Annotated in this window: 20 protein-coding genes and 1 pseudogene; 9 read left to right on the top strand and 12 right to left on the bottom strand. The window is 61.2% G+C overall.

Translation table 11 applies throughout. From position 1 onward, the window contains the following. Positions 1-26: 26 nt before the first annotated feature. Together ACQY7R_RS01230 and ACQY7R_RS01225 are read right to left on the bottom strand one after the other, a co-directional pair. Positions 27-248, bottom strand: a complete 222-nt coding sequence (locus ACQY7R_RS01230; RefSeq protein WP_428303779.1) for a hypothetical protein — start codon at positions 246-248, stop codon at positions 27-29. 362 nt (positions 249-610) lie between these two features. Then, positions 611-1,027 carry a hypothetical protein gene (locus tag ACQY7R_RS01225; RefSeq protein WP_428303778.1) on the bottom strand — a complete coding sequence of 139 codons (417 nt, stop codon included), beginning with the start codon at positions 1,025-1,027 and terminating at the stop codon, positions 611-613. Positions 1,028-1,333: 306 nt separating this feature from the next. On the opposite strand from ACQY7R_RS01225, the gene ACQY7R_RS01220 reads away from it, so the two are divergent. Beyond that, the gene (locus tag ACQY7R_RS01220) at positions 1,334-1,654 is read left to right on the top strand and encodes a hypothetical protein (RefSeq protein ID WP_428303777.1); all 321 of its coding nucleotides are present in this window, start codon (positions 1,334-1,336) and stop codon (positions 1,652-1,654) included. A gap of 147 nt (positions 1,655-1,801) precedes the next feature. Here the strand turns inward: ACQY7R_RS01220 and ACQY7R_RS01215 are convergent, their stop codons facing one another. From ACQY7R_RS01215 to ACQY7R_RS01190, 6 genes are all read right to left on the bottom strand, one after another. Continuing rightward, a complete protein-coding gene (locus tag ACQY7R_RS01215) occupies positions 1,802-2,359 on the bottom strand; it encodes a hypothetical protein (protein WP_428303776.1) in 558 nt (185 codons plus the stop codon). A gap of 216 nt (positions 2,360-2,575) precedes the next feature. Further along, positions 2,576-3,073, bottom strand: coding sequence for a hypothetical protein (locus tag ACQY7R_RS01210; protein ID WP_428303775.1), 498 nt, complete (start codon positions 3,071-3,073; stop codon positions 2,576-2,578). A 204-nt stretch (positions 3,074-3,277) separates the two neighbouring features. Next, a complete protein-coding gene (locus tag ACQY7R_RS01205) occupies positions 3,278-3,583 on the bottom strand; it encodes a hypothetical protein (RefSeq protein ID WP_428303774.1) in 306 nt (101 codons plus the stop codon). 104 nt (positions 3,584-3,687) lie between these two features. Next, entirely contained in the window at positions 3,688-4,146 is a 459-nt protein-coding gene (locus ACQY7R_RS01200; RefSeq protein ID WP_428303773.1) for a CPCC family cysteine-rich protein, read from the bottom strand. A gap of 46 nt (positions 4,147-4,192) precedes the next feature. Continuing rightward, on the bottom strand, positions 4,193-4,642 hold the full coding sequence (locus tag ACQY7R_RS01195; protein WP_428303772.1) for a hypothetical protein: 450 nt from the start codon (positions 4,640-4,642) through the stop codon (positions 4,193-4,195). 463 nt (positions 4,643-5,105) lie between these two features. Continuing rightward, positions 5,106-5,390: a hypothetical protein gene (locus tag ACQY7R_RS01190; RefSeq protein ID WP_428303771.1), complete on the bottom strand. Its 285-nt coding sequence runs from the start codon at positions 5,388-5,390 to the stop codon at positions 5,106-5,108. Positions 5,391-6,794: 1,404 nt separating this feature from the next. On the opposite strand from ACQY7R_RS01190, the gene ACQY7R_RS01185 reads away from it, so the two are divergent. From ACQY7R_RS01185 to ACQY7R_RS01175, 3 genes are all read left to right on the top strand, one after another. Continuing rightward, positions 6,795-7,367 (top strand): RNA polymerase sigma factor, encoded by a 573-nt coding sequence (locus ACQY7R_RS01185; RefSeq protein ID WP_428303770.1) that lies wholly within the window; start codon positions 6,795-6,797, stop codon positions 7,365-7,367. Then, positions 7,364-7,849: a hypothetical protein gene (locus tag ACQY7R_RS01180; RefSeq protein WP_428303769.1), complete on the top strand. Its 486-nt coding sequence runs from the start codon at positions 7,364-7,366 to the stop codon at positions 7,847-7,849. The genes ACQY7R_RS01185 and ACQY7R_RS01180 overlap by 4 nt, the downstream gene beginning before the upstream one ends. 106 nt (positions 7,850-7,955) lie before the next feature. Beyond that, positions 7,956-8,753, top strand: coding sequence for a hypothetical protein (locus tag ACQY7R_RS01175; RefSeq protein WP_428303768.1), 798 nt, complete (start codon positions 7,956-7,958; stop codon positions 8,751-8,753). Here ACQY7R_RS01175 and ACQY7R_RS01170 read toward each other — a convergent pair. The 4 genes and pseudogenes from ACQY7R_RS01170 to ACQY7R_RS01155 all read right to left on the bottom strand — a co-directional run bounded on the left by ACQY7R_RS01170 (position 8,750) and on the right by ACQY7R_RS01155 (position 15,282). Then, positions 8,750-9,742: a hypothetical protein gene (locus ACQY7R_RS01170; protein WP_428303767.1), complete on the bottom strand. Its 993-nt coding sequence runs from the start codon at positions 9,740-9,742 to the stop codon at positions 8,750-8,752. The two genes, ACQY7R_RS01175 and ACQY7R_RS01170, sit on opposite strands and share 4 nt — an antisense overlap. A 195-nt stretch (positions 9,743-9,937) precedes the next feature. Continuing rightward, positions 9,938-10,303, bottom strand: a complete 366-nt coding sequence (locus tag ACQY7R_RS01165) for a DUF559 domain-containing protein (protein ID WP_428304973.1) — start codon at positions 10,301-10,303, stop codon at positions 9,938-9,940. Between the two features lie 215 nt (positions 10,304-10,518). Continuing rightward, positions 10,519-14,256, bottom strand: a pseudogene (locus tag ACQY7R_RS01160) (DUF4011 domain-containing protein); the annotation flags it as partial. Between the two features lie 873 nt (positions 14,257-15,129). Continuing rightward, complete coding sequence (locus tag ACQY7R_RS01155; RefSeq protein ID WP_428303766.1) at positions 15,130-15,282, bottom strand: hypothetical protein; 153 nt, start codon at positions 15,280-15,282, stop codon at positions 15,130-15,132. A 742-nt stretch (positions 15,283-16,024) separates the two neighbouring features. On the opposite strand from ACQY7R_RS01155, the gene rpmB reads away from it, so the two are divergent. From rpmB to ACQY7R_RS01130, 5 genes are all read left to right on the top strand, one after another. Then, on the top strand, positions 16,025-16,300 hold the full coding sequence (gene rpmB, locus ACQY7R_RS01150) for a 50S ribosomal protein L28 (protein ID WP_428303765.1): 276 nt from the start codon (positions 16,025-16,027) through the stop codon (positions 16,298-16,300). A 5-nt stretch (positions 16,301-16,305) separates the two neighbouring features. Next, the gene (gatC, locus tag ACQY7R_RS01145; protein WP_428303764.1) at positions 16,306-16,596 is read left to right on the top strand and encodes an Asp-tRNA(Asn)/Glu-tRNA(Gln) amidotransferase subunit GatC; all 291 of its coding nucleotides are present in this window, start codon (positions 16,306-16,308) and stop codon (positions 16,594-16,596) included. A 99-nt stretch (positions 16,597-16,695) separates the two neighbouring features. After that, positions 16,696-18,246: an Asp-tRNA(Asn)/Glu-tRNA(Gln) amidotransferase subunit GatA gene (locus tag ACQY7R_RS01140; RefSeq protein WP_428303763.1), complete on the top strand. Its 1,551-nt coding sequence runs from the start codon at positions 16,696-16,698 to the stop codon at positions 18,244-18,246. Next, positions 18,243-19,718, top strand: coding sequence for an Asp-tRNA(Asn)/Glu-tRNA(Gln) amidotransferase subunit GatB (gene gatB, locus ACQY7R_RS01135; protein WP_428303762.1), 1,476 nt, complete (start codon positions 18,243-18,245; stop codon positions 19,716-19,718). Before ACQY7R_RS01140 ends, gatB begins: the two co-directional genes overlap by 4 nt. A 391-nt stretch (positions 19,719-20,109) precedes the next feature. Then, the gene (locus ACQY7R_RS01130; protein WP_428303761.1) at positions 20,110-21,693 is read left to right on the top strand and encodes a beta strand repeat-containing protein; all 1,584 of its coding nucleotides are present in this window, start codon (positions 20,110-20,112) and stop codon (positions 21,691-21,693) included. The last annotated feature ends 185 nt before the right edge of the window (positions 21,694-21,878 follow it).

Raw genomic sequence — 21,878 nt, 5'->3', positions numbered from 1 at the left:
TCGAGTCGATAGCTAGCCCCGCGAATTTAGCAATCGTCGACGAAAAACCGATGCCCATTGAACACCGCATGCGACTCGATTTCCGCCAAGGTCCAGCAGTGGTCGCACCTAAGGTCGCAAGCCACGCCTCGAAATTGATTCAGCACCAGCCGCGAAATCTCCCACACCTCGGTCTCGCCCGGAATTCGGCCGGAGACGTCCACCATCACGGAAACGTAAGGCAGGGCGCCCAAGGCCTCCTCAAGCATGACGAGATCCTCGTCCCAAGCCTCTAGCAGCAGATCGTCGTAGAACCCGAGGTAAAGCGTCGCCGACTCTGGCCCGATGGGCCACCGCCAGGCTTCGTCGCCATTCGCCTCGGCGATCTGGGAACAGAACGCCGCAACTTCATGCCGCGCAGCGCCCGCCAGATGAAAAAGGACTGATCGAACGTTAATTCAATCCTTTGTTAACGGAAATTACGATGCCAAGGTAGTTTCGAACCGCTCAATCGCATCAACGAGCTCAAGCCGAGTCTGACTCATCGCCACCGAGAGTGCGGCTGATCAGCGCGCCAACCACCCGAATATCCTCCATATCGCCAGCCCTAGCAACGTCCCCCTGGACTCTCTCAATCCTTCTTCGCATACCGCCGCAAATACTCTCGCATCTTATCCGCTTTCCTCGCTGAAATCTCCCCGCCTTCCAGCTGCCACACAATCGCCAACTCGATATCCGCCTCATTGAGCGAGCACCAGTCCCAAAGCATTCGCTCAAAGTTCAACCACCCCGCCGTCTCCCAGGCGAACATCCGCATCGCCGTCACTTCCTTCGGCGCCAGCCCGCGTCGATAAAGCTCCGCGAGCACCCGTTCGTAGTACTCCGACGAATACTCGGTGTCGACGACCTCCTCGCATACCAGTTCCCAAGTCGAAAACTTCGGCAGCGGCGCGTAACTCCCCACCGGCGCCAATCGCGACGCCGCTTCAGCGAGCGCTCCGTCGCGCCCGATTCGTTTCATGAACGCCTGTGTGATGAACTGCCGCATCGCCGCCTCCTAAGCAAACCCTCCGCTAATACGAGTTAACCAACTCAATAGTCCGAAACTAAGCTCGCAAAGGCTACTCAAGATAAGGATGACGCGACCGCACCACAGGTTCGGCCCAGTCGCCCGCTCCCCGCTCTTTACCAACCAGCCCCCTTCTCCCCACGGGAGAAGGGCCGTGGATAAGGGCTAACGCTCCCTCAAGCCCGCCTTTCTCACACTCACCCGCCACGCAAGCACCCCAACGCCATCCCCCCGCCACGCTATAATCACTTCCCGCCAAGTCCTCTCACTTCAAGGAGCCTCCCCATGAAACCTCTCGCACTTGTTCTCGTTGGCATCGCCGCCGGTTGGGCCGCGTCGGGCGTCGATTGGAGCCGTGACGCCGTCGGCCAGGAAGCCTCGATCATCACCGAGCGTCTCGCGCCCCCCGAAGCCGTTGCCAGCGCCCCGGCCGAGCCGATGATGATGGCCCCATTCCTCCCCCAACTGTCCGGTCGCTTCCAAATCGCCTCTGAAGCGGGCGCCTGCTACCGCCTCGACACCGTCACGGGATGCGTATGGCACATTACCCTCCACATGAAGCCCCGCGTCGTCGCCGAAGGGGTCGAAATGCCAATCATGCACTAAGCCGGCATGCTCAACGCCATCCGCAATGCGCCCAGGCGGCATGCTCTCGCCCCTCGAGGCATGAGCATGCCGAACCCTGCGTAGACGCCAACTCACGCCCCATTCGGCCTGAGTCGCTTCAGCGACCAGGCGATGCCGCGCCAGACGTTAGCTTAGCTCCTGAACTGCAGGCAGCACCTTCTGCAGCTCTCGATACTCGGAGACCGCGACGCAGCCAAGAATGCAATCTTGCCCGCCAAGATCGTAGTAAAAGTAGACCTTCGTCGGATCACACCGGCCGAGCAACATCACGAAATAACCGAAGAGCCCGGGATCGACCCAGTCGTCTTGTACCTTGCAGTCGATGCGCACCGGCTTTCCTTGGCACGTAAAACTGAGCCAAGCCGTCTCTTCGTCGACGTCCACATGATCCTGAACGTCCGCCAGCGGGAGCGATCCACGCGTCATGTCGGCCATGCGGCGCGCGATGCGGACGTAAGACCCGTCGCCTTCGATGCATTCAGTGTCGAAGTGCCACACGTTTTCGCTGTAAGGCGTCCATGGAGGCTCCTCTTGCGCCGAACCGAGGCAGAGTAGCGCCAGGTCCCAATCAGCTTCATCGAGCGCCTCGCGCCCCCATGCGTCGACGAGATCAGCGACGCTGAACTCCTCCTTGAGGTGAAGCCCGCAACGCGCCAACACATCCAATCGTTGCTCAATCGTCATCGAAGGCCTGTTGCGAGGGTGAAGGCTGAACTCGCTTTCATGTTCGCATTCTAGCGATGGCGGCGGGGCGAAAGCTACTCGCAACGCATCCACAGACGACCGCTTTCCCGCCGGGCCCCGTGCTCTTACGTCTCGCGGCATGCGCAAGCGAACCCTGCGTCGACGCCAGCTCGCACCGCAGCATGACGACGCGACGCGAGCAAATGCCGCCCGCCGTTATCCTCCGTAAGAACGGTCAAAGAACTTCTTGGCTGGCATCACGTCGGTATACCCAGGCCACTTCGCGTGAATCTGGCTGACTAAGCCATGCGCCGGCGATTCCGGCGAGCAAGTGAAGTCAAAGTCGCCGCACGCGTCTCGATAGTCGGGCTCTGAATCCTCAATGCAGTACCGCAGCAGCCATTCATAAGAACTCGGGAAGATCGCGACCCGCACCTCCACATCTCGATGGCGGCTGTCGTACACGGCGAGCGGGCTGGAAAACCTCTCGAGCAGCTCCTCCCAGGCAATCAGCGTCGGCTCCGTCAGAAAGCCGCCATGCTCGTGCCAATCGTCGCTGACGTAAACGTCCGGAAATGCGCCCTGTAATCGACCGCCCGCTAGAAGCAGCATTTCTTGTAGGATGCCCAGCTCGTGTTCGTCGCACGTCGCCACGACCATGCCGTCGAACGGTGCCGTAGCGGTCTGCCAACGGCGTTGCAGTTCGGGCGTCACGCTTCTTCCTTGGCTCCGAACGCAGTGGAAAGTGCCAGTGTACGGCTATCAAGCTACCTCTGCTGGGCGCCATGCTCTTGCCCTTCAAGGCATGAGCATGCGAACCCTGCGTGGCCGCCACCTCATCCCCCAGCATCCAGACGCTTCGCGACGGGCATGCCACCCGCCGCCCCGCTTCCCGGCCGGAGGCTCGATCGCGCTGCATCAGTCCCTGCGCTTCCATTCCGGAAATAACGCCGCCCAACAACTGCGCAGCCATAGTTCCTCATCTAGCTGCAGGCTCTCGTCGCGAACCGTTTCATCGACGTTGCTGACAATGATTTCTTGACTCCAATCGATGTCGCCGCTGCGCAGTTTCACCTCGCCGCTCAAGTCGACGGCGAGCACCCATTGCCTGCCTAAAGAGTTCTCGAAATATCCGCGGTAACGTAGCGGCTGGTCGCTTGTGATCGTGAACGGCGCCCCTCCCTTAACGTGATGGTTCGAAATTTGGAACAGCAGATTCTTCATCTAGTTGGTTTGCTGCACGGGACGAGGACGTCACTAGGAATCAAAGTATTTCAAAGCCGCTACTACACCCACTGGCGACGTGCGGAGCGAAAAAATCAACTGTCTCACTGCTGTTCAGCGACCGGGTTGTTCTCGCGTCTTCGGCGCCAAAAACGCCAGCCGTGGTGCCGAACAACATAATAGGGAATCAAGAAAGCGGCGACGAACACCGCAACGCCAATCGGATTCTTGCCGAAAGGTATGGTGGCAAGGAACAAAAAGAATAGCGCGCCTGGCAAGATTAAGCGGCGATATTTCATGCGAGCTTGTAACGGCGACCATGCTAAGTCTCGCCGATCACCTTCGTTTGCTGGGCGCACGTTCTCCAGCATCGTATCGTCGCACGCACCGATGGAGAGGTAATTCTGCTGCGACTGCCTTAGCGAGAATGGGTTCTGTCCACCCGCAAAGTCGGGGTTTTCAAATTGAACTGGATCGTCCTCCCAATAACAGATTGGGCATATCTCGGAACTCCCCCGCGATTCGATCGTGATGTAGCCACAGCATGGGCAAGTGCATTCCATGCCGCCCACTCTAGCCGCAGCCGAGGCGAGTGGCAAAGGAAAGCGCTCACCTCGCCACAACCATCCCCAGCAGCCCAGCCACAACCGTCGTAGCGATAATCGCCGAGCGGAGCATGAAGCGCCGGCCAAGACGGAGCGCGCCGATGCTGGCGAGAGCGAAGACTAGAGCGGCATACCAGAGAGGGAAGCGAGTATGCCCCTCTCCGAATGCGAAACGCCCCTCCGCGTCAACATCTGCTGCATGGGTTCGCGATCTCTCCGGTAAAATCGGCGAGGACTTTACCACCCAGTTGTCGGAACCCGCCAGGAACCCTCGCGCAGTGATCCGAGTGACATCGAGGCTCCCAGCGCACGACTCGAAAGCCAAACGCGAGTTCGGCGCGAGATGGAACACGTAAACATCCTGGCCGCTCAGGCTCCATCCCCACAGCCCCAAGCACGCCACGCTCAGCGCGAGGCAAATCGTCGCCAGGGCGTAGCGGAGGTAGGTGAGCATGCAGGGCAGTATAGCGGACGGCGAGGGAGGAAACTATTTGGTGGAAGCAATGCACTGGCTATAGTGGCCGAACGAGTCCATTCAACTCAGCCTGGAGAGTACGACAAATGCCAGCCGAAAGGGTGTTCGAGGCACTGGTTCACGTCAGATGTAGAACTCATCGCAAGGGGACAATGCTCAGGGATGTTCGCATTGAGATGCTCGGCGATCAAGCATTCATCACGGGGCGTGATAATATTGCACACTCCTGGCAACGCTAGGGATGGCTTGCCGGTCTGGTTGCCCGTTTCGGATATCGCCGGATTGGCTGAGTTTCCAGACGAGGAAACCGCTCGGCGGTGCTCCGACGAAATTGAACGAAGAGGCGAAAAAGACGAGTAGCTCAGCCAAAGGAGAAACCTGCCAGCTGCACACCGCCCGCAAAGCAGCCGGCGGAAGGTTCGCTATCCGCGTCCGCCGGCGGTTAGCCGAACAGCCCCAGTGCAGCCCAGACTCCCAAGATCGCGGCCACGAACGTCATCGCGAGAAATAGGCCTCTCATAGACACCCGCCAGTTCCGCTTTCGCCACTCAAAAATCGAGATCCCGATCGTGGAGAACACCAACATCATCGCGGATATCGAAAAGGCAGCCACACACCACGCGTGATCGATGAGCGACAAGCCAACTCCCGCCAGCATTCCCCAGCATGCAAATATCTGCATGTATCGCAGCGTCTGAATCGCCTTGGCCGAGGAATCGTCGTTCATGGAACGCTGATGATACGCATTCGTATGGCACGAGCGAAACGAGAAAGATTGCCCCGCCAGATTCGCGGGGCGAGTGAGTTGTCGAAACAGCCAAGTTTAGATCCCGGCGAGCAAGTCTTCGTCGTCGAACTCAACTACCGGCGCCACCCACCGCGCGCTCGTCGCCCAAGCCGAACGCCGGGCGCCACTGGCGTGTCGCCATTGCGAAGCGAGGTGAAAATACGACTACTCGTTGGCGTGCAAGTAGCCTGAAGGGAAGGCTACATGAGACCTAAACGGTTAGTTACTTACGACGACTCATTTCTTATTCAAGCATTACTACGATTCATTCGAAGCCAAACTTTTCGAAGAACCTTCACATTCGGATTGCAACTAACCTGCTTCTCCGTTGTGTTCGCCGTCACCGCTAGTTGCGAATCTGAGGACGTTGGATCGGCTAGGAATGCTTCGATCACTGCGATCTTCGATGCACCGCGTGATACACGCCCGCGTTTGGCGGTAAGGCAAACAGACTGCAGATACTCAGCGACAGGTCCCCAAGCGGCACGATCTTCCGCTAATCGCGACCCTTCAGCAAACCCAGCCGTATGCAAGTAACGCTGCAGCGCGCTGCCAACCGCTTGGTCTGATTCTCTAAACAGGTTCCGGCCAATCAGTCGCCCAAGCCAGTACCTGACCGTGACGAGCTCCCCACCCATCCACGCCGTCGATGCGAGCTGTTCATGCTCGACAGATCCGACTGACATTTCGAAAGCTAGCGCAAGTGATTCCATTTGCAAGGCACGTTATTAGCGGAATAGATATGTCGATCTGGCGGCAACCTCTTTAGTAAATATGCTCCAGCGTAAGCTTTGGTTTAATCCTGAAAATACCATCTAGAAAATGGCCACTCAATTCGCTATAGTGGTCGCATGTCCATGTTCCGCGCCACCGCGGTGCCTACGCGTCATCCGTCGGGAGGGGGCCATGCTCCATTCGCACTTCGGCCGCTCATAGCACCGTTGGTCGCCAGCCGGCTCGCCCTCGGCGGGGGAGGCGAGCAAGCCGCACGGTCGCCAGCGACGCGCCCGCTCCCTCCGAGACGCCCCATTCTGCCACTCTTGGCATTTCTGCCGCCGACAGCTTCGCCGCAAACCCAACGAACCCAACAACTTCCGAATTGTGTCGCCAAAAACGCGTGTGGCGACAAAATTCACCCTCTCGCAACCGGGTGGCTTTCGCATCGCCGTGGCCACTGGGCGGAAACAGACGTTCTCTCTGTGCCTCGATATCTACCACGACGCGCAATCTCCGGTCGGCCAGCCGCGGCCAAAAATGCCACCCCCTCGCCGCGCCCCGCATCAAGCAACGAACTTTCTCACTCTTCTCCTGTGACATCGCCCCCGTCCGCGCATTATTAGGGGTATGACGCACGATGTACCAGATTCGCCGAACGACGACGACGCCTTGCTGGTTCGGGCTCGGACCGATCGCGAGGCGTTCGGCGAGCTCTGCGATCGCTGCTATCCCCCGATTTTTCGCTACTGCCGGCGACGGCTGTTTCGGTGGGACGACGCCGAGGAGGTGACCGCCGAAGTCTTTCTGAACGTCGCGCGGTCGATGCACGGTTTTTGCGGCGGCGGGCATCGCGACTTCATGCGGTGGGTCTACGCCATCGCCGCGAATCAAGTGAATGCCCATTTGCGGAAGAGCGAGCGACGCGACCGGCTGCTGCTGGCGGCGGCCCAAAATGGGGCCGTCAATTCGTCGCCAGAGGCAAAGAACGTTGGCAGCTTCGCGGCGCTCGAGTGGCCGAGCGTCTATCAGTCGCTCCTGCGACTGAGTTTGCGTGATCAATCGATCGTGGTGCTCCGCTACTTCGAGAGTATGCCGCACCGCCAGATTGCTGAAATCTTGAGGATGCGTCCGGGCGCCGTGCGGACGGCGGAAATGCGGGCCATTGAAAAACTGCGACGCGATTTAGGAGTCATCACATGAACGAAGCCAACGACAATTTCGGCGAACTACTGCAAGGCTGCTCGTTTGACGATTCGATTCGCGACGCGCACCGACGCGAGGTCCGCGAGCGGGCAATGCAAGTCTTCGACGAAGCAGCGGCGGCGCGGGCTTCTGCCGTCGTCGTTGAGCGGCCGGCATCACAGCGCTGGACGAAACGGCAACTCGTGCGACGGTCGCTGGCCATGGCCGTGGCGGCGAGCCTCTTGTGGGGGCTGAACATGTGGCGGCAGGCGCCGGGCCCCTCAGCTGAGCCGAGCGAGCAGCTCATGCAATTGGCTGCCGCGCGATCGGAAGCTCGCGATGCGGCTGATGAGCGGCTGGCGACCGCGATTGATTTGCTGAGCACGTTCAACGACGAGCACGCAGCGCAGGCGTTCGCCCAAGGGATCGATGTCTGCGTGAGCGAACACAACGGCCGGCTGACGGCAATCGAACACTCGTTAGCGGGACTGGGAAGCTAGCGAGACTGGGAAGTCAGTCGAGCGTTTCATCGTGCTCGGCTGCGAGTTTCTTCACTTACGTAACGGATGAGTAGTCACGGACTTTTATTTGAAGGAGTTGGTTGCCATGAAGTTTGGATTTTTACTGGTTGTGTTGTTGATTTCGCGTCTGGCGTCGGCCGAAGCCTGGACCCCGCCAAAAGATCCCGATCCGATGAAGATCTTGCAGGAGGTCGACGTCGATACGCAAGCGAAGCGCTACGAAGAGTCGCTCGCGAAGCTCGAGTGGTTCTACGAGCACGCGCTGGAATATCAGCCGTCGCTGACGGGCGTCCGGTTGTCGTTCGCCCTCAGCAACTGGGGGAAGTTGGGCCAATCTTACCCGCCCGCGCTGGTGAAGCTTCGCGAGGTTCGCGACGCCGCCAAGGCCCGCATCACCCCCGAGGAGGGACGGAAGATCGCGTTCGAAGACTTCCAAGAGTTTACGAGCATCAACCGCGAGCTAGGCGACGCGGAGCAGACAGTGGACGCCTTCCGCGCCCTCGACGCCGCCGATACTGACGCGGCGCAACGGGTCTTCGCGTTGGCTGAACCCGCGCTCATTCGAGCGAAAGATTATGAACTGTGCGGGAAGTACATCGACGCCGATGAATCGCTCGAGCAGATTCTCAACAGCTACAAAATGGCCGAGAAATTGGCAAAGAACCCCAAAATAGGTGACTCGTATATTAAATATGCCAACAAGAAGTTTCTCAATGATTCGGCGACGCTGGTGGCTTTGCTCGTGGTGAACGATCGGACCGCCGAAGCCGAAGAAGTCGCCCACGAACTGAAGAAGGTCGAAGGCGACGGCAAGCTGCACGCCAAGCTGACGACGGAACTCGACAAGGCGATTCAAGGCGTCGTGCCGAAACCTTGGCCTTAATCGCGGCGAGCATGCTGGCTGGTCGTCGCGTCGACGTTGGGGCTATTCGCCGCCGCAGCCTCCGCGACGCCCGACGCTCCGCCTTCGACCGCCACCGGCGCGGCCGAAGGCGCCGTCGTTGGGGCAGGGGAGGGCGACGCCGCTGGAGCCGTAGCTCCTGCGAAGCCAACGCCGCCGCTCTCGCCCGTGTCGATCCCCTCATCGCCGCGAATGAAGTTCCGCGGATCGCTCCGCGGCAAGTCGCCCGGCAAACTCGCCGCCGCCGCCGCGGCTGCCGACGGGCTCATCGGATCGAGCGTGGGGTAGAACGGATTAAATCGCAACCGCTGGGCATCGAGCGCCGAGGCAATCTCTGTCCGCCGCCCCTGCTGCCGCTCTTGCGTGAGGAACCGCTCGATCTCGAACCGCGACTGCAGCCACTCGGCGCTGCGGCCTTGCCGCTGCCGAACGCTTTGCCGCGCGGCTTCTTGCTCACGCATCAGAGCGAGTGCTTCTTCCTGCTGGGCTTCCCGCGCCTCGTCCTCGACGGCCCGTTGCACTGCAATCCCGCGACGCTGTGCTTGTAGCCGCTGGAGCCACACGGTCATTTGTTCTGCCGAGAGGGCGCTAAGCCGATTCAAGAAGGCCTGCGCCTCGCGCTCGCTTGAGCGGGCGGATCGCTTGCCGACCTCAAGCACGTAGCGCCGCGCTTCGAGCATCTCCTCGCTGTTCCAAACGGCAAGCCGCGCAGCTTCTTCTCGCTCCGCGTTGGTGGCGGCGCTAGTTGCACCATCCGGCCGGTAGCGATCATCAACGCTGCTCCCCGGTTGACTCGCCGCCCGGGCCAGCGCCGCCACCGCCGCGGCCTGCCGATCATCGTCGGGCGACGCGCCAGTTGCCCGAGTGAGTGCCGGAACCATCGCATGCGGAACCTCGTCCGGCGGCGCGGCCATCGCGGTGAACGCTGCCAAACAACTCCACCAAGCTGTCCCGCTGAGCATGCGCTTCATTGATCTGACTCCACGCCGACTGGCCCAGGCGACCGCGCGAGCGCATCGCATTCCCAGCCTGGAGTCTAACCGAATCGGCCGCCAACCGCTTCACGGCGAAGAGGAATTCTCAGTTCACCGCAGCCGAACTGAGCACCGTGGAAAGCTCACCGCTTCTACGGGCCTCGTTGGAATAGAATTCCTCGCCGTTTACCATCAGCTCGCGCCGTCAGCCGCCAAAGGGTGGCCATCGCTGCCCGCCTCGGCGACTGCCGTCGCGGTCGCCATCGACTCAAGCGGTTTCGACGCTTTCGCGCTAGCGCGATCGTTTTTGAGCAACTCTTCCAGCCGATGGGCGACGCGTTCGAGTGCAGCGGCGGAATCGTACCACCAGTCGGGCGACCAAATGCGGATGACGTTCCAGCCGAGGTTTTCCAAAACCTGCTGCCTCGTCTTGTCGCGATCGCGCGCTGCCGCCGCTCGATGATAGGTAGCGCCATCGCACTCAATTCCGGCCAAATACGCGCCTGGCTTGTCAGGGTGAACGATGCCCAAATCGATCCGGAACCCCGAAACGCCCACCTGCGGGACAACCTGCCATCCTTTCGTAGCGAGCCGCGCCGCCACCGCTTCTTCGAAAGGGGAATCGAAGCTGCCGACCGACCCTCCGTAGCGGCGAGCAGCGCCAACGGCCCCTTGTCCGCGTACTCCAAGAAATTCTTCAGGTCGCGAACGCCTTGCTTGCCGGTTTTGTCGGCGCTGATCTGGTCCCCCTTGAAGGACGAATAGACAACCAACTCTTGCCGAGCTCGGGTAACGGCAACGTTCAAGCGACGCTCGCCGCCGTCGCGGTTGAGAGCGCCGAAGTTCGTCGACAGTTTTCCTGCAGCGTCGGCGCCGAAAGTGATCGAGAAGAACATGACGTCGCGCTCGTCGCCCTGCACGTTTTCGAGGTTCTTAACGATCGTCGGCTCGATGCGATCATCCGAGAAGTACCAATCGAGCTCCGGATAGTCGCGCTGCGCCTGATCGAGCAAGTCTTGAATCAACGACTGCTGCTGACTGTTGAATGTAATGACGCCGAAGGTCAATCGTTCGGCCTCCGGCAACTCCAGACAGCGCCGCATTCGCGCCACGGCGTCGGCGACGATCGCCGCAGCCTCGTCGCGATTCGTACGGCTTTTGCCGCGATCATACTTGTTCTCCGGCATGTGCCGCAGCGAGACGCCGCGATCGGCCGACTCGGCGGCGGGAAACGTCACCAACTTGTTGCCGTAATAGTGGTAGTTCGAGAATGCGATGAGCGATTCATGGCGGCTCCGGTAGTGCCAATTGAGTTGCATCGTCGGCAATCCCGACGCCTGCGCCTCGTCAAGAATGCTTTCTAGATCCTTCTCGTGATCCTCGAGTTCTTCGTTCGCCTCGTCATCGTCGGCTCGGCCGAAGAAGTTAGTCGGCGGCAGCTGTTTCGGATCGCCGACGATGATCGTTTGCCGTCCGCGGGCGATGGCGCCGATCGCATCCCAAGTGGTGATTTGCGACGCTTCGTCGAAGATTACCACGTCGAACGTCGCCTGGTTCGTCGGCAAGTACTGCGCGATCGACAGCGGCGACATGAGCAAGCAGGGAGCGAGCTTGCCAAACGATTCGGGCATGCCGCCGATCACTTCGCGAATTGACTTGCTCGGCCGCTTGAGACTCATCTGATGCCGCAACAATCCAAGTTCCGATTGCTTAGGCACGCCGTCTGGCGCCGGGAGATCGTGCGCCACGGCCTCTCGAGCTCGCACTGCGGCCGTGGCCCGCGCGAGTTCGTCGATCTTGCAAAAGTCGCTGATCGCCTCCTCATGCTTGAATCGCTGAAACTTCTGCAGCGTCTTGCTCCGGTCGATGGCGATCGGCAACCACCATCTTGAGTAGGCCGTTTTGAATCGCTTCGCCGCATCGCGCGGAGCGAGCCTTCGCGACTCGAGTTCGACGATGAACGTTGCGAGCCCCGCCGTGGCGGCGCGTCGTTTGACGTCGCACCAAGTAGTCCACCGCTGCAGCTGCGTTCGGTGGGTTTGAACATAAGCCGCGGCCCGCTGCGAGTCGCCGACGATGGTCTCCGACGTCTTCTTTACCGGGCTGCATCCCGCGATGGTCGAAAAGTCGCTCAAAGCGGCTAGGAATTGCTCGGTCGCACGCAAGAATTGACTTGCTAATTCAAGGGCAGCCGAGGAGTTCGTCGCCCCCTTCAACGTCGGTTGCAGCGTCTTCGTGATTTGATTCGTTGCATTTAACGGCTGACCGACGGCCAGAATCGACTGGCGAAGCTCCCCCGCACGCTGCAAGTGGCTCTGCAATGCGGGAACGTCGGTCTCGAGGCGTTTCCAACGCGGCGTTCCGTCTGCCAGCGGATTCTGAGAGATCGCTTCGAACTGTTCCCGCATCTTCCGTATCGCAGCGAGATCCGTTGCCGGGGCCGCCGCTCCCGAAGCGGCGTAGGTCTGCAATAGTTTGGCGACCTTTCGCTTTGCCAACCAGGACATCGGCCAGAAAGACGCGCATGCCTTTCTCCACTTCTGATCGAGATCGTCCAACGGAAGTTTGTGCAACGCATCCTCGCCGTACTCGGCTCGCAATGTCGCTCCTGCGTTGCGGTAAGACTCGATCGCCGAATTCAACTCGCCCGCTGCGGCCGGCAATTTAGCGAATTGTTTGTGGAAAATAATCCGCACGTCTTCCCCGGCGACTGCAAGCAGCGCCTTCGCCAACCGCCCTAAACCGGCGATGCGGTCGAAAGATCCATCGACTATTTCCGGCGTCCCCAACGCATGCCCGAAGTGCGAAATGGCCGCGGTCATTTGCGTCGCAGCTTCCGCCAGACGACTGCACTGAGCGAGTAACTTTGCTTCCCATGCAGCAGACCACTCGACGGTCTTCACCATCGACAACCGCACGTTCGGATCGATGTTGCCGAAGGTCAGCGCCGCGTCGTCGATGATCGCCTCGAGGTCGCGGTAAGCGGCGGCGTTGTGCTGCGCGCCGGGAGGCCACTCCAGCTTCGGACATTCATCCTCAGCTCCGCGCACCGACGTTCCCAGTCCGTCGAAGACGCTCCAACCGTTGGAATGTTTGGCATGAATCGCCCCGACGTAGGCATTGAGTTCGTCACGGCGGATTCGGAGTCGTTCGCTTACTTCCAGCCACTGCCTTCCCTGTACGCGCCGATTGCCTAGCCAGGCAGACTCCAACTGCTCAAGAAACCGGCGGCGTTCCGCGCGATTGGAGTGGAGTTCGACGCAGCAGTCCCCCAAACCGTGAGCGCGCAGTCGCCGATGGACGACGTCCAGCGCCGCCGTCTTTTCGGCGACGAACAGCACAGTGCGCCCCGTCGCCAGACACTGAGCAATCATGTTGGCGATCGTCTGGCTTTTGCCGGTCCCGGGAGGGCCGACGAGGACGAAGTCTTGCCCCTCCGACGCCGCCATCACCGCCGCGAGTTGCGACGAATCAGCCGGCAATGGGTGATAAATATCCTTCGGCTCGTACTTCACGTCGATTTCATGCGGAAGCGGGATGGCTCCTCCGCCGCCGGAAGTGAACGGCTTGTCGGGATCGCGAATCAAATGGCGAACCACGCGATTCTCTTCCAACTTCGAGACCCGATCGACCAAGTCCTTCCACATGAGGTACTTCGCGAACGAAAACGACGCGAGCGCCGCCTCGTCGATCACCTCGAAGCCGGGAATGTCGCGCACCGCCTGCCGCATCAGCTCCATGACTCGCGGCACGTCGATGCCGCTCGCGTCGGTCGGCAACTCGGTCTCAAACCGCGAGATGTCGCAACCGAAGTCCTTTTTGAGCAGCTGGATCAACGTTGCATTGAACCGCACGTCGTCTTCATGATGCATCAGGCAGAACGGCGAGACGGCGCTGCTCCGAATCAACTTCGCCGGAACCAACAGCAGCGGCGCGCGATACGACTTCGGATCATCGGCGCTTGGTCGCCACTTCAGAAAGCCAATCGCCAGAAACAGCGTGTTCGAACCTCCTTCAGCGAGATCGTTGCGTACGTTGCGATACAGCGTCGTGAGGCGACCCTGCAGATCACTAGACGAAATCGGGCAACAAATCTCGTCGCGTTGCAGCGCTTGCCGAGCGAATTCCAAATCAAGATCTTGCTGCGTTTGCTTGCGATGCAGCTGCGCGTCGCGCTGGCCGTGCGGGTTCTGCTCGGGCAGCGAAGTGAGCCGTAGTTTGCCGCCCGCCGCAAGCCGGTCTTCCAATTTCGACACATCGGGGCAGAGGATGGGCGTTGATTGCTTGTTGAGTTTAAAATTGAGCAAACGGTTGCGTAGCGATAAGTCGAGCAACTTTCGCTGCCAACGTTCGACGCGCCCGGCCGGAGTCGTCGGCTGGATTTCCGTTTCAGCAGCCGGCAATTCGCCGAATGACGTCGGAATGTGCAGCGCAGGAGCTCCGTCGGTTTCCACCGCCTCCCCGTTCGCTTCCGCCTTCTCATGCGACGCCAGCGGGCGAATCTGCGACATCCGCGCTCGCGTCACGTCGATCACCGCCGCAAACTGCTGTTCACGCGACTCGCGCGTCGCTTCCAGCGAGGCGTTGATTGCATCTTCGAAACGCCCCGCCGGTCGCTGGGTCGCGAGCGTGGTTTCGAACGTGACAAATTCCTTCGCCGCGATCGCTTTGCGAACTTCGCTGCAGTCGCACTCAACCATGCGTTTGAATGTTCGTTCGATTAGCCAGACGCCGGCAAAACTGTGCCCCTCGGTCATGATGATCGCGCTATTGAGCCCGACCGCTTCGAGCGCGGCGGCGAACAAAAGCGTCGAGTCGAGACAGGTCGCCAACCGTTCGGCGAGAATTGTCGCCGGGCGTCGAATTTTTTGCCCGACTTGCTCGAAACTACGCGGCGGATTGGCATACGTGAGCGACTCGTCGGCAATAGCTGACCAAATCGCCGACGCCAGCACGTAGGCTCGACGCGGATCGTGGCTTTGATAGCCATCGAGTGCCGACGGAAGATGATGGTTCTCCAGAATCGTGGCGGCTTTGCGCAGGATCGAAGCGACTGCAGGATCGTTTGGCATTACAAACGCAGCAAGCAACTCGGACATCGAAGGCATCCCGCCCCACTCGTCGCGTGCAAGTACTCGAATTTGACGAACGTCCTCCAGGAGGACTTTCTCATGATGGCGAATGCGGAATGTCGCCAAGCCAAGTTCCGCCTCGTTCAGCCCGTTGAGGTAACCAGGATCGAGTTGGACGTCGCGATCGCGGATTGTCAACGTTTCGCCTGGCCGCAGTTGCTGCAGCAGCCACGTTTTTGTTCGCACGAACGCCGGCGAGGTTTCGAGTTCGATTCGCAGATCGGCATAAGCTTCCGTCGAATCGTTCCGTATCTAGAGCGAACGCAGCAATGGCGTCGAATTCTGGCATGACGCCGCATTGACGCAGCGTGCGACGTCGGCCAAGAGCACCAGTTCCGGTTCGGTCGCCTCTGCAGCTTCGACTTCCATTTCTTCCAAACCTTCAACAAGTTCGTTTTCGCTCATGAGCGTCCTCTCTCCACACCGTTTGCGATGCGAATACTAGAACAACCCTGGAATACCCACTTCACAACAAGCTTTTAGGGGCCTAGCTCACCAGAAATTTGTGGGCGAGCATGGGAGGGCGCAATCCATACATCCGGCGAATAGCGGCCTTTTCTACCCAAATTGCCTCCGCTGGGCGGCCAGTAAGCTCCCTTCGGTCGGTGCGATTACCTAGCGGTAAATTGGCGCCATTTCAGCGGGCGAACACGCGTTCGCGCCGTTGTGAGAGCGCGCTCGCAAGCATGTTCTACCCACCCACTCGGTGGTGCGCCGCTCCGAAATCGCCTAGTTTCCTAGCTTCTGCAGCGGCTCAAGGCGGGGTGCGGGCTCGGCATGCTAGCTGCATGAGTGAGAAAGTACCCGCCCTTCCCGCAGGTTTTGGCGACACTTCCGAGCAGCAAACCCCTTCTCCGAAAGCACTTGCGGAAATATCGCGGACAATCGAATGCGATGCCGCACAGGCTCGCTCCTGTTCAATTGCCGGCCACCATCTCTAGCGTACCCCTCAGCTCCGCCCCCCATTTCCCCCGTTGCGGTCTGACGTAACTTCCGTATACTAAGCCGTTTACCCTACAACGACCGATCAATACTGGTCGCCCACGGGCTCACCAATGTGAGCCTCAGGCAGCGGTCATCGGATGGCCCGGCCTCACTCGCGGCGACCAGACACATAGCGTTTTTCGAGAAGTAGACAGGATTGATCATGGCCAGAAAGTGCGAAGTCTGCGGCAAGGGCCCTCAGGTTGGTAACCAGGTCACCATCCGCGGTAAGAAGAAGTACCTCGGCGGCGTCGGTACCAAGATCACCGGCATCACCAAGCGGACGTTCAAGCCTAATCTGCAGCGGGTCAACGTCGTGACCGCCGGCGGCTCCAACAAGAGCCAGCTCGTTTGTACCCAGTGCATCCGCTCGGGCGGCGTGAAGAAGATCGTCCGCGTCGCTCCGTTCAAGCTGCCCGTCGGCGCTGCGAAGGCCTAAGCCCGATGGCGCTCACGCGTGCCGACGTTGAAAAGGTCGCGCTGCTCGCCCGGCTCCGGCTTACCGAAGCCGAGCTGGGAACGATGACGGAGCAGCTGACCCAGATCGTCGGCTACGTCGACCAGCTTGCCGAAGTCGACACCGAAGGCGTTGAGCCGATGGCGCATGCCGTCGAAGTGACCAACGTCTTTGCGGAAGACGTCGTCGCGCCAAGCCTGCCGCGCGAGGCAGCGCTCGCCAATGCTCCGCGGCAAAATGGCCGTGGCTATTTGGTGCCGCCGGTCTTGGGTGAGTAGCAAGTCAGCGTTCAGCCGTCAGCGTTCAGCAGTCAGCCCGACGGCGTCGCGTGCATGTCTGGCTGACTGCTGAACGCTGAAGCTGAGAGCTTGCCGCCCATGTCTATCGTCGATCGCCCCGCCACGGAGCTTCGCAAGTCGTTGGCCGCGGGCGAACTCACGTCCGTCGAGCTGACGCAGGCGTGCCTCGATCGCATCGCCGCGCACGATCAGTCGATCGGCGCCTTTCTCCGCGTCGACGGCGAGCGCGCCTTGGAGCAGGCAAAGTCCGTCGACAAGCGGCGCGCTGCGGGCGAAACGCTTGGCCCGCTCGCCGGCATTCCAGTCGCGGTGAAGGACGTGCTGTGCGACTCGCAGGCGATCACCACCTGTGCATCGCAGATGTTGGCCGAGTTCCGCCCGCCGTATGATTCGACGGTCGTGGCGCGGTTGAAGCAGGCCGACGCGGTGCTGCTTGGCCGCACGAACATGGACGAGTTCGCCATGGGAGGCTCGACTGAGAACTCAGCTTTTCAACAGACGCGCAACCCGTGGGATCCGACGCGGACGCCGGGCGGTTCGAGCGGCGGTTCCGCTGCAGCGGTGGCGGCGCGCTTCGCTCCGTTGGCGATCGGCACCGATACCGGCGGTTCAATCCGCCAACCTGCGGGGCTCTGCGGCATCGTCGGCATGAAGCCAACCTACGGCCGCGTCAGCCGTTACGGACTCGTCGCGTTTGCGAGCAGTCTCGACCAAGTCGGCCCGTTCGCGACGACGACCGAAGACGCCGCACTGTTGCTCGAAGCGGTCGCCGGTCACGATCCGCGCGACTCGACGTCGATCAATCGCCCGACGCCGCCTTATACGGACTCGATCAACAAACCGCTTGCCGGTTTGAAGCTTGGCATCGTGCCGGAGCATTTTGGCGCCGGCCTCGATCCCGAAGTCGCCGCCGCGGTGAAGAGCGCGATCGAAGTTTACAAATCGCTCGGGGCCGAGGTGAAAGAGGTCGCCCTGCCGCACGGCAAGTACGGCGTCGCCGCTTACTACGTGATTGCTCCAAGCGAAGCCTCGAGTAACCTCGCTCGCTACGACGGCGTGCACTACGGCTTCCGTGCCGATCAATCGTCGGCGATTGCAGATCTCGCCGCGGAACGCCAAGCCTCCGTCGCCGCCGGCAATGGCGCCGCGGCCGACAACGTCGACTCGCCGCTGGTGCGGATGTATCGCAGCACTCGCGAAGCCGGCTTCGGGCCCGAAGTGAAGCGCCGCATTATGCTCGGCGCCTACGCGCTGAGCGCCGGGTACTATGACGCTTATTACCTGAAGGCGCTCAAGGTGCGGCGGCTTATCCGCCGCGACTTCGACGAAGCGTTCAAGCAAGTCGATCTTATTGTCGGCCCCGTCACCGCGGGCCCGGCGTTCAAGCTTGGCGAAATGGTCGACGATCCGCTGGCGATGTACTTGGTCGACCTCTACACCGTGAGCGCCAACCTCGCCGGCATCCCGGCGATCAGCCTCCCGTGCGGCATGACCAAGGCAGGCCTTCCCATCGGCTTGCAACTCCAAGGCCCGCCGCTCGAAGAAGACCGCCTCCTCCGCGGCGCCCGAATGTTCGAAGCGGCAACTGATTGGCACACGAAGCAACCCACGCTTGCGGGGGCGAAATGAGCGACGTTCCCTACACCACCGTCATCGGCCTTGAGGTTCACGTCCAGTTGGCGACGAAGAGCAAGCTCTTTTGCCGCTGCAGCACGCAGTTCGGCGCCGAGCCGAACACGCAGACGTGCCCCGTTTGCATCGGCATGCCCGGTTCGCTGCCGGTGATGAATCGCCGCGCGTTCGAGCTCTCGCTGAAAACGGCGGTCGCGCTCAACTGCAACATCCCCGAGTTCACCAAGTGGGATCGGAAGCAGTACTACTACCCCGACTTGCCGAAGGGATACCAGATCAGCCAGTTCGATTTGCCGATGTCGGCCGACGGTTATCTTGAGATCAGCGATCCGAAGGATAAGTTCGAGCCCAAACGCATCGGCATCATCCGCGCGCACCTCGAAGAAGACGCCGGCAAGAGCGTCCACGACGAAGCGCACGGCAAGGCCGACAGTGAGATCGATCTCAACCGCACCGGCACGCCGCTGTTGGAGATCGTCTCGCAACCCGATATGCGTAGTTCCGCCGAAGCGCGGGCCTTTCTTGACGAACTAAAATTGCTGCTCACCTACATTGCGGTCTCCGACTGCAACATGCAGGAGGGAAGCTTGCGCGTCGACGCGAACGTCAATCTTCATCTTGAGAAGGATGGCAAGAAAATCGCGACGCCGATCGTCGAAATTAAAAACATGAACAGTTTCCGCGCCGTTGAACGGGCGCTGGAGTACGAGGCCCCGCGCCAATACCGCGAGTGGCAAGAAACGGGCCGGCAACTCGGCGAGGCGCCGAAGCAAACCCGCGGTTGGGACGACGTCGCCGGCGTCACGCGCGGCCAACGCAGCAAAGAAGAATCAAGCGACTATCGCTACTTCCCCGACCCCGACTTGGCGCCGGTGATCACCTCTGCCGCCGAGGTGGAAGCGGTGCGTGAATCGCTCGGCGAACTCCCCGCCGACTTACGAACGCGGCTCGCCGAAGGCTACAACCTTTCGCCCTACGACGCCGACGTGCTCGTGAACCAGGGACGCGCCGTCATCGACTACTACCTCGCCGTCGCAGGGGAATCGGGCGACCCGAAAGCCGCCTGCAATTGGGTCACCCAACAGGTGCTCCGCGAGTTGAAGGAACGCGAGCAAGCGATCGATGCATTCGACATTAGCGCCTCGAAGTTGGCTGGCTTGATCACCGCCGTGAACGATGGATTGCTCCCTTCGACACGCGCTCCGGAAGCGTTCCAATTGATGCTCGCCCAAGGCTGCGACATCACCGCCGCGCTCGCGGAGTTGAAAATCGAGCGGGTCGACGAGTCGGCCCTCGTCGAGTTGGTAAAAGAGTTGCTGGCTGCCAACCCGAAGACGGTCGCCGACATTCAGGGCGGCAAACTCCAAGCCGCCGCCTCGCTGATCGGCCAGGCGAAAAAGAAGAATCCCAACGTCGACCCGAACCGCGTCCGCGAATTGGCGATTGAGCTTGCCACGGCGGGCAACTAGCCCCGGGCTCCGCCCTGGGGGTCGGACGCCATTCCGGAAAACGTCGTCGCGCGTGGCGCCGCGCGACCCCCGGGCAAAGCCCGGGGCTAGGAGCGAAAACACCCGTTTTCCGCCCCGTTCGGCACAATTTCCCAAATTCCGCAATTCTCCCCGTAACCGCCGCCCCGCCTCCGTTAAGTAACTGAGGCTCATCAGGCGCGAGTTCTTCCCGGCGGCACTTTTCTGGGGAAACGGCCCGCCTGCAGCCGCGATCAGACATGCGGAGAATTCAGGCGTTGCGGCATCGCCCGTGACGCCTGGGTTCGACCGCCAGCGGCGTGCGGACGCTCTTGAGGCGTCTCAAAACATCAGCTTTGCAACACTCGTCTCGACATCTGGGAGTAACGCTACTGTGAACATCCGCAATCGATTCTCGCGCCTGCTCGGCGCGGGGGCGGCCCTCTGCCTGGTCGCCGCTCCGCTGCAAGGAGCCAACATCTATTGGCAGGGGACGAACGTCTCGGGCAACCTCATGGGGCCCAACTACACCGACGGCGTCACCAACAATCTCACGCCCACCGCGAGCGACGTCGTTCACGTCGGCGGCGGCGGGACGGCTTCTTACTCGACGCCAGGCACGGTGAGCCTGCAGAAGCTGCGCGTCGGCCACAACACTGCGGCCCCGGCCAACCCCGGCACGGGCATCGTCAATCTCAGCAACGGCGCCAAGATCGATCTCACCGTTGGCGGAGCCGGCGGAGCCAATGCCTCGCTCTGGGTCGGCAACGTGCAGAACGGCACGCTCAACATTGATGGCGCCGGCACCAGCGTCACCGCGGCCCGCTTCATCGCGATCGGCTACGGCAACAACATCGCCCGTATGGGCACGGTGAACATCACCAACGGCGGCTCGCTGATCGCCACGCTCGGGAACATCAATCTCGGCGAATCGAACAACGCGATGAACGGCGTGCAAGGCCACGTCAACGTCGACGGTACGGTCTCGGCGATGAGCGCTGGCTCCGACCTGGTCGTCGGCGTTTACGGCGCCAAGTCGACGTTCACGCAAACGGGCGGTCAAGTCTCGATCGACGATTCGATCGAAGTCGGCGCCAGCACCAGCCTCGTCGCCAACGTCGGTTCGAGCTACAGCATCTCCGGCGGCACGACCACGCACAGCGGCAACTTCTTCCTCGGCCGCGGCGCCTCGGTGAACGCCACCGTCAACATTTCCGGCACGGCGATCCTCAACACCGGCAACCGCTTCCTGATGGGCGCCGGCACGGCGACCGGCATCGTCACCAACCACTCGGGAGGCACGCTCAACACGACGCTCGACCTGCGCGTCGGCGACTCGGGCAGCGGCGACACGACCTACAACCTGAGCGGCACGGGCGTCATCAACTCCACCACCGGCGGCATCGTCGGCCGGCAGGGCGCCGCCAAGTTCTTCCAAACTGGCGGCGTCGCCAACTTCAACGGCACGCTGTCGATCGGCAACCGCGAAACGGCCACCGGCGCCAACAGCGGCCTTTACAGAATTTCGGCCGGCGATCTGAACATCGCCACCGCGCTCAACGTCGCCAACAACGGCGTCGGCGAGTTCCGCGTCGTCGGCGACGACGCCACGATCGACGTCACCGGCGCCGTGAACATTTCCAACGGAGCCAACGGTCTCGGCACGCTCGCGTTCGAACTCGAAGCCGGCGACCTGCTGTCGCAAATGGCCGTCACCGGTACGGCGACGTTCAGCGCGGGCGCCGCGCTGGTGTTCGATGCGACCAACGCCGCACCAATGCAGAACGTTTACAACCTGCTCACGGCGGCGAGCATCGTCGACGGCGGCATCGCCTTCACCGCCCCTGTCGGCTGGAGCTACCAGATCGTGAACGGCGGCAACGGGCAGATCCTGCAGGCAGTGCTGGCCGTACCCGAGCCGAGTGCAATTGGGCTGGCGGCGCTGGCTGGGTTGGCGCTGGTGCGCCGACGTCGCTAAGCCGCGAAGCGGCGCCCGCACCGAATACATCATGTTCCCCATTTAGCCCCCGGTCAGTGACCGGGGGCTATTTTTGCGCTCAGCCGGTTAGCCCTCTAAGAATTGCCCGCGCTATCTCGGAGAGCGAGGCGGCGCAAAAGAGCTCCGTGGGCGCTCGACGTACCGAACAAGTTCCGTCGTCTCGA

Origin of the sequence: Lacipirellula sp. (genome assembly GCF_965279485.1) — a bacterium.
In the GTDB taxonomy this organism is placed as follows: domain Bacteria; phylum Planctomycetota; class Planctomycetia; order Pirellulales; family Lacipirellulaceae; genus Lacipirellula.
This window is presented reverse-complemented; position numbering and strand designations above follow the sequence as displayed.